Raw genomic sequence first — 6,764 nt, forward strand, 5'->3', positions numbered from 1 at the left:
TAGGGATTTCTTTTCTTTTGTCAAGAAAACATGAGGAAACTTCCAAAATGTCGCAGGTTATTTCTGCACTGCAGCAAAACCTGAGCGGGAACAATCGCTTGCAGGCCTTACTCCGCTTTGCGGCAGGTCTTTCGCGATGCGGAACATTGCACTGGCAGCCACGGCACGGGCATTCTATGATCGCACCAGCCGGGCAGACTGCGCTGTCCCGCGCGCAGGAATGAAGGACCAGACGTGTGAGGAAACGGGCCCCTCAACTTGGCGAGCCGGAAGAAAACGGCGCCGGCCAAGATCGGCAATTCATCACCTCGCTGCATCGCGGGCTGGAGGTGCTGCGCGCCTTCCGCCCCGATGACCGCGCCGGGCTCAGCAACAGCGACCTGGCCGACCGCACCGGCCTGCCCAATTCCACCGTGTCGCGGCTGACCTTCACGCTGCTGAAAACCGGCTATCTGACCTATGACCGCGAAACCGGACGCTATCGCATGGGCGTGCCGGTACTCAGCCTGGGCTATGCCTGCCTCAGCGCCATGCCGATCAGCGAGACCGCGCAAAGCTATATGCAGGAGCTGGCGGATTCCTGCGGCGAAGGCATCCTGGTGGCGCTCGGTGGGCGCGACAACCGCACCATGACCTATCTGGCCTGCGCCCGCACCCGCAGCGTCATCCAGTTGCAGCTGGGCGTCGGCTCGCGGATTTCGCTGGCACGTTCGGCGATGGGGCGCGCCTGGCTGGCCGCCTGCCCGGCCGAGGAGCGCAAACTCATCCTGCAAGACCTGCGCCGGCACAGCCCCAAGGACACCTGGCCAATGATTGCGAAAGGCATCGAGGAGGCGGCCCAACAGATTGCCGAACGCGGCTTCTACGCCAATATCGGCGAATGGCAACCGAATATCCACGCTGTGGCGGTGCCGCTGCGCCGGCGCGATCCCTCGGCGCCGCTGCTGGCGCTGAATCTCGGCGGGCCCTCGGCCTATCTGCCGAAGGACCGCCTGATCGGCGAGTTCGGGCCGAAACTTGTCGAACTGGCGCAGGCGCTGCGCCAGACCTCGGCCGACCGCGATTGAGACGGAGGCCGCGCCCCAAACCCACCCTGCCCGGTCTGCCCCACCGCCGCGCCGCCCGGCCCGGCCCATATGGCGGATCGCCACCCGAGGAGGAAACCGAGTGTCCCTGCCCCCAGCCCTTGCGCATCTGCGCCTGCCGGTGATCGGTTCGCCGCTGTTCATTGTCTCCAACCCCGACCTGGTGATCGCCCAATGCACCGCGGGCATCGTCGGCTCGTTCCCGGCGCTCAACGCCCGCGAGAAACCGGGCGAGCCGATCGAACTGGAGCGCTGGCTGATCCGCATTTCCGAGGCGCTGGACGCCTGGAACCAGGCCAATCCCGACCGGCCCGCCGCGCCCTATGCGGTGAACCAGATCGTGCACAAGTCGAACGAACGGCTGGAACGCGACGTGGAACTGTGCGTGAAATACAAGGTGCCGGTCTGGATCACCTCGCTGGGCGCGCAGGAATGGGTGAACCAGGCGGCACATTCCTGCGGCGGCATCGTGTTTCACGACATCATCAACAACCGGTTTGCCAAAAAGGCCATCGAGAAAGGCGCCGATGGGCTGGTCGCGGTGGCCGCCGGCGCCGGCGGCCATGCCGGCGTGTTGTCGCCATTTGCGCTGGTCCAGGAAATCCGCAGCTGGTTCGACGGGCCGATCGCCCTGTCGGGCGCCATCGCGCGCGGCGACAGCATCCTGGCCGCGCAGGCGATGGGCGCCGATCTGGGCTATGTCGGTTCCGCCTTCATCGCCACCGAAGAGGCCAACGCGGTCGCCGCCTACAAGGCGATGATCGCCCAGAGTGGCGCCGATGACATCGTCTATTCCGACCTGTTCACCGGGGTCTGGGGCAATTACCTGAAACCCTCGATCGCCGCCGCCGGGTTGAACCCGGACAAGCTGGAACGTTCGGACCCGTCGGCGATGAATTTCGGCGCGGGCCGCAGCAAGCCCAAAAGCTGGTCGGAGATCTGGGGGGCCGGCCAGGGCATCGGTGCGGTGGACCAGGTGGTGCCAGCGGCCGCGCTGATCGACCGGCTGGACCGCGAATACCGCGCCGCCTGGGCACGGATGCAGCAGCAGGTGAACCCGCGCTGACGCCGGCGGGGCGCCGATTTCCCCCGTAGCGCCACGCAAAACATCGACCCCATAGGTTCAAGGCGCTGAGATGCCTGACTGGCGCCGCCGGCGCCGGGCGAGCGCGCACGCCGGGCATATCAGGTCGCAAAGCGGGGGCAAATGCCGCTCCCGCACCCCCTCCCTTGTGCGCAAACCGGCACGATTTCGCACAGATGAGGAACGGCATGGAACCAACGGAAAACTCGTTTGTTTTTACCACTCGCAACTGACCGGTGCCGGCCCTTCGGGCTGCATGCATCGACCAAATGCGCCAAAGACATACGGAGTAAGCTTATGATCAGAACAGTAACGATTGCCCTTCTCAGCACCACCGCCGCAGGCGCCGCGCTGGCCGGCAACCCCGCCCCGGCACCCGAACAGCCGGTGGTCTACCAGCCCGCCGCACAGCCGGCTCGCCCGTTCTGGGAAGGCGGCTATGTCGGCGGCCAGCTGGGTTATGCCTATGGCGAATTCGACCTGAATGGCAGCTTTGACAGCGACAGCGTCATCGGCGGCCTGAATGCCGGCTATCTCTTCGATCTCGGCAATGACTGGTATGCCGGTCCCGAATTCCAATACGACTGGGCCGATGTCACGGTGACCGATCCGAACACCGGCAACAGCGCCTCCTTCGATGAAATGGCGCGGCTGAAAGCCATCGTCGGCAAGGCGGTTGGCAACGGCATGGTCTATGGCAGCGTCGGCTATGCCTATTCCGATTTCGACGGTGTCGGCACCTTCTTTGACGGCGGCGGCGACAGCTATCTGGTCGGCCTCGGCTATGACCACCGCGTCAGCGAGAACTGGACCGTCGGTGCCGAATACATGCACCATTCCTTCGGTGGCGTTGGCGCCGGTGGCGGCGACGTTGATGTGAACACGGTGCATATCAAGGCGACCCACCGGTTCTGATCCGGTCGCCGCGTGCAATTACACGGGCCGTCCCCTGGGGGCGGCCCGTTTCATATCGGCTGACCGGTTTTATCAGCCAGGTCCTGGCGCGCCGCCTCTTCGGCCTTCAGCGCCTTGCGGTCGGCCTTGCCCACCGGGGTATGCGGCAGCGCGCTGCGGAACTCCAGATAGCGCGGGATCTCGTGGCGCCCCAGCTTGTCGGCCAGGAAGGCCTGCAACTCTTCCAGCGAAAACGGCGTGGCCCCGGCGCGCAGCTGCACAAACACCTTGGCGCTTTCGCCGCGATAGGGATCGGGCACCCCAATGGCGATGGCCTCGGCGATGTCGGGATGCTGATGCACCGCGTTTTCGATCACCACCGGATAGACGTTGAAGCCGCCAGACAGGATCATGTCCTTCTTGCGGTCGACCAAGTAGAAATAGCCGTCGGCATCCATATAGCCGATATCGCCGGTCAGGAACCAGCCGTCGCAAAAAGCGGCCGCGGTCTCGTCGGGGCGGTTCCAATAGCCGCCGGTCACGTTGGGCCCGGCAATCGCCATCTCGCCGCGCTCGCCCGGCGCCAGGCGACGATGCGGGTCGTCGACATCGACGATCTTCAGATCGACACCGGGCAGCGGAATGCCGATGGTGCCCAGCTTGTCATCGGGCATCCCCACCGGCACGTTGGTGCCGGCGGGCGCGGTTTCGGTCATGCCCCAGCCGCCGCGCAGCTTCAGCCCGGTCAATTGCCTGACCCGCTGATACACCTCGACCGGCAGCGGCGCGCCGCCGGATCCGGCATAGTCCAGCGAGGACAGGTCGCGGTTCTCGATCCCCGGCACCTGCAACAGCGCGATCCACACCGTCGGCACGCCGCCAAAGGCGGCGATGCGCTTTTCCTCGATCTCGCGCGCCGCCGCGTCCGGGTCATAGCGCAGGCGCAAATGCACGGTGCCGCCCTCGAAGGTGCGTTTCAGCAGCGCGGTGGTCAGCCCCATGATATGGAACAGCGGCGCGTAAACCAGCGCCGGCTTGCCCGGTTGCGAATGCCCCTCGTCCTTCATCGCCTCGTGATACATGTAGACGGCGGCGGCCAGGTTGGCGTGGCTCAGCATGGCCGCCTTCGGCAGCCCGGTGGTGCCACCGGTGAATTGCAGCAGCGCCAGATCCTCGGGCGTGACCGCCACCGGGGCATAGGCCGCACCCTCCTGGCCGGCCCAGAACGTATCGACCGGGATGGCGCCGGCCAGCACCGGGCAATCGCGCCCGGCGCCGGACACCGGATCGGGGCACAGCACCAGGTCGGGCAGCCCTCCCTGCGCCAGCAACGGTTCGAAATGGCGACACAGTTCGGGGGTGGTCAGGCTGACCACCAGCCTGGCGCCGCTTTCCCGCAGCTTGAAGGCGATCTCGCGATCGGCGTCCAGTGGGCTGAGATGGGTCACTACGGCCCCGGCGGCAATCGCCCCGAAGAAGAAAATCGGATGCCAGGGACAGTTGGGCAGGTGCAGCGCCACCCGGTCGCCGCGCCGGATGCCGCGCGTCTGCAGCGCCGCCGCCACCCGCGCCGCCTGCGCGCGCATCTCGGCATAAGTCAGGCTTTGGCCGTAATATTCGATCAGCACCCGGTCGGCATGGGCGTCGAAGGCGGCGCTCATCATCTCGGTCCAGGTGGTGCGGGGCGGCACGAAATCACAGGACACGCCCGGTGCATAGTGCCGGTGCCACGGGCGCGCGCCCATGCTGGTTGGCTGCTCCATGATCTCCTCCCACTATGCGAAATACTTTTCCGCACAACAGGGGCAGGCTACGGAGTCGATCCGGTGCCGGTCAAGCCTCTTGGCCGGCCGCCGGGCTATTCCGGCTGTCGGGCCCGCTGGATCGCGTCCCAGACCCGGCCGGGCGCGGCGGGCATCGCGAAGCTTTCGACTCCCAGTTCGGCCAGGGCGTCGGTCACCGCGCTCATCCCGGCGGCCAGCGCGCCGACGCTGCCGGCCTCGCCCACGCCCTTCACCCCCATCGGGTTGATCCGGGTCGGCACCTGTTCAAAGCCGCATTCCATCATCGGCACGTCACTGGCGCGCGGCATGGCGTAATCCATGAAACTGCCGGTCAGCAGCTGGCCGTCGCCGGGGGCATAGCGCAGCTCTTCGAACAGCACCTGCCCCAGCCCCTGCACCACGCCGCCATGGATCTGCCCCGCGGCCAGCTGCGGGTTCACCACCGTGCCGATATCCTCGACCGCGGCGTAAGAGACGATGGCGCAATGGCCGGTCTCGGGATCGATCTCGACCTCGCAGACATGGCAGCCATTGGGAAAGGTCGGCGCCTCGGGGGCAAAGCTGCCCTCGCCCAGCAGGCGGATGCCGCGTTGGGCGGCCTCGGCCGCCACCGCCTCGATGCCGACGCGGCGGTCGGTGCCGGCGATGCGGAATTCGCCGGCGGCATATTCGATATCCGCCGCCGCCGCCTCCAGCACCTCGCCCGCCACCGCGCGGGCCTTGTCGATCGCCTTGGTCACCGCGTCCTGCATCGCCGCGATGCCCTGCGGCATCGCCGCCGATCCGCCCATGCCGCGACCGCGGTCCAGCAGGTCGGTATCGCCCTGGCGGTAGATGATGCGCGCCGGCGGCAGGTCGAACGCCTTGGCGGCCAGATCGGTCAGCGCGGTTTCCAGCCCGGAGCCGGCAGAAAACGTGCCCACCGCCAGCGTCACGCTGCCATCAGCGTGGACCTCGGCGCTGGAGTGATCCTGGCCGGGCTGGGAATAGAGGCCGCCGGCGGTTTCCACGCACATGGCGATGCCCAACCCGCGGACGCGCCCGCGCGCAGCGCTCTCTGCCTTGCGCGCGGCAAAGCCGCCAACATCGGCGCGGGCCAGCCCCGCCTCCATCACCCGGGCAAAGTCGCCGCAGTCATAGTTGAACAGGAACGGGCTTTGCCACGGCATCGCCTCTTGCGGGATCAGGTTGCGGCGGCGCAGGTCGACCCGGTCAAAGCCGCAATCGCGCGCCGCCCGGTCGATCAGCGCCTCGACCGCCAGCGTCGCCTCGGGCCGCCCGGCGCCGCGATAGGGCGCGGGCGGCACCGTGTGGGTCAGAAAGGCCTGCATCCGTCCGGCAATCAGCGGCGTGCGGTACACCCCGGCCACGCCGCCGTAATTGGACAGCATGAACAGCGTGCGTGACGAGACATAGGCGCCGGCATTCATCTCGACGCCAAAGCGCATGGCGACAAAATTGCCCGCCGCGTCCAGCCCCAGTTCCGAGGTGATCCGCATGTCGCGCCCGGCCTCGTCAGAGAGAAAGCTCTCGCTGCGCCCGGCCTGCCAGCGCACCGCGCGGTCCAGCCGCCGTGCCGCCCAGAACAGGATGCATTCCTCGCGCAGCGGACCGGATTTCATCCCGAAGGCGCCCCCGACATCGCCGCTGATGCAGCGGATCTGCGCCGGCTCCATACCGAAGGCCTTGGCCAGCGCCGGGCGCAGCGCGATGGGATTCTGGTGCGAACAGAGCAGCTCCATCCGGCCATCGCCCAACGGCCGCGCGACGGCATTGCGCGGCTCCATCGGCATCGCCGCCACGCGCGACACCGGCGTGCGCAGCCGCACCTGGTGCTTGCATTGGGCAATCGCCTGCCCCGCCGCGTCCCAGTCGCCGCGCTGCCAGTCCACGCAGAGGTTGCCGGGCCGGTCGTCA

The 6,764-nt window shown here is 67.3% G+C and carries 5 protein-coding genes; 3 read left to right on the forward strand and 2 right to left on the reverse strand.

The genetic code is table 11. The features are described 5' to 3' along the window. The first annotated feature begins 236 nt into the window (after positions 1–236). The 3 genes from CVM52_RS11510 (at position 237) to CVM52_RS11520 (ending at position 3,084) form a co-directional block, all read left to right on the forward strand. Positions 237–1,067 carry an IclR family transcriptional regulator gene (locus tag CVM52_RS11510; RefSeq protein ID WP_100162644.1) on the forward strand — a complete coding sequence of 277 codons (831 nt, stop codon included), beginning with the start codon at positions 237–239 and terminating at the stop codon, positions 1,065–1,067. Between the two features lie 100 nt (positions 1,068–1,167). Continuing rightward, the gene (locus CVM52_RS11515; RefSeq protein ID WP_100162645.1) at positions 1,168–2,151 is read left to right on the forward strand and encodes an NAD(P)H-dependent flavin oxidoreductase; all 984 of its coding nucleotides are present in this window, start codon (positions 1,168–1,170) and stop codon (positions 2,149–2,151) included. 315 nt (positions 2,152–2,466) lie between these two features. Then, positions 2,467–3,084, forward strand: coding sequence for an outer membrane protein (locus CVM52_RS11520; RefSeq protein WP_100162646.1), 618 nt, complete (start codon positions 2,467–2,469; stop codon positions 3,082–3,084). A gap of 50 nt (positions 3,085–3,134) precedes the next feature. On the opposite strand, the gene CVM52_RS11525 is transcribed toward CVM52_RS11520, so the two are convergent. Then, positions 3,135–4,826 (reverse strand): AMP-binding protein, encoded by a 1,692-nt coding sequence (locus CVM52_RS11525; protein ID WP_205964944.1) that lies wholly within the window; start codon positions 4,824–4,826, stop codon positions 3,135–3,137. 95 nt (positions 4,827–4,921) lie between these two features. After that, positions 4,922–6,764: xanthine dehydrogenase family protein molybdopterin-binding subunit (locus CVM52_RS11530; protein ID WP_100162647.1), on the reverse strand; the 1,843-nt coding region annotated here is incomplete at its 5' end.

It is taken from the genome of Pseudooceanicola lipolyticus, from assembly GCF_002786325.1.
GTDB lineage: Bacteria > Pseudomonadota > Alphaproteobacteria > Rhodobacterales > Rhodobacteraceae > Pseudooceanicola_C > Pseudooceanicola_C lipolyticus.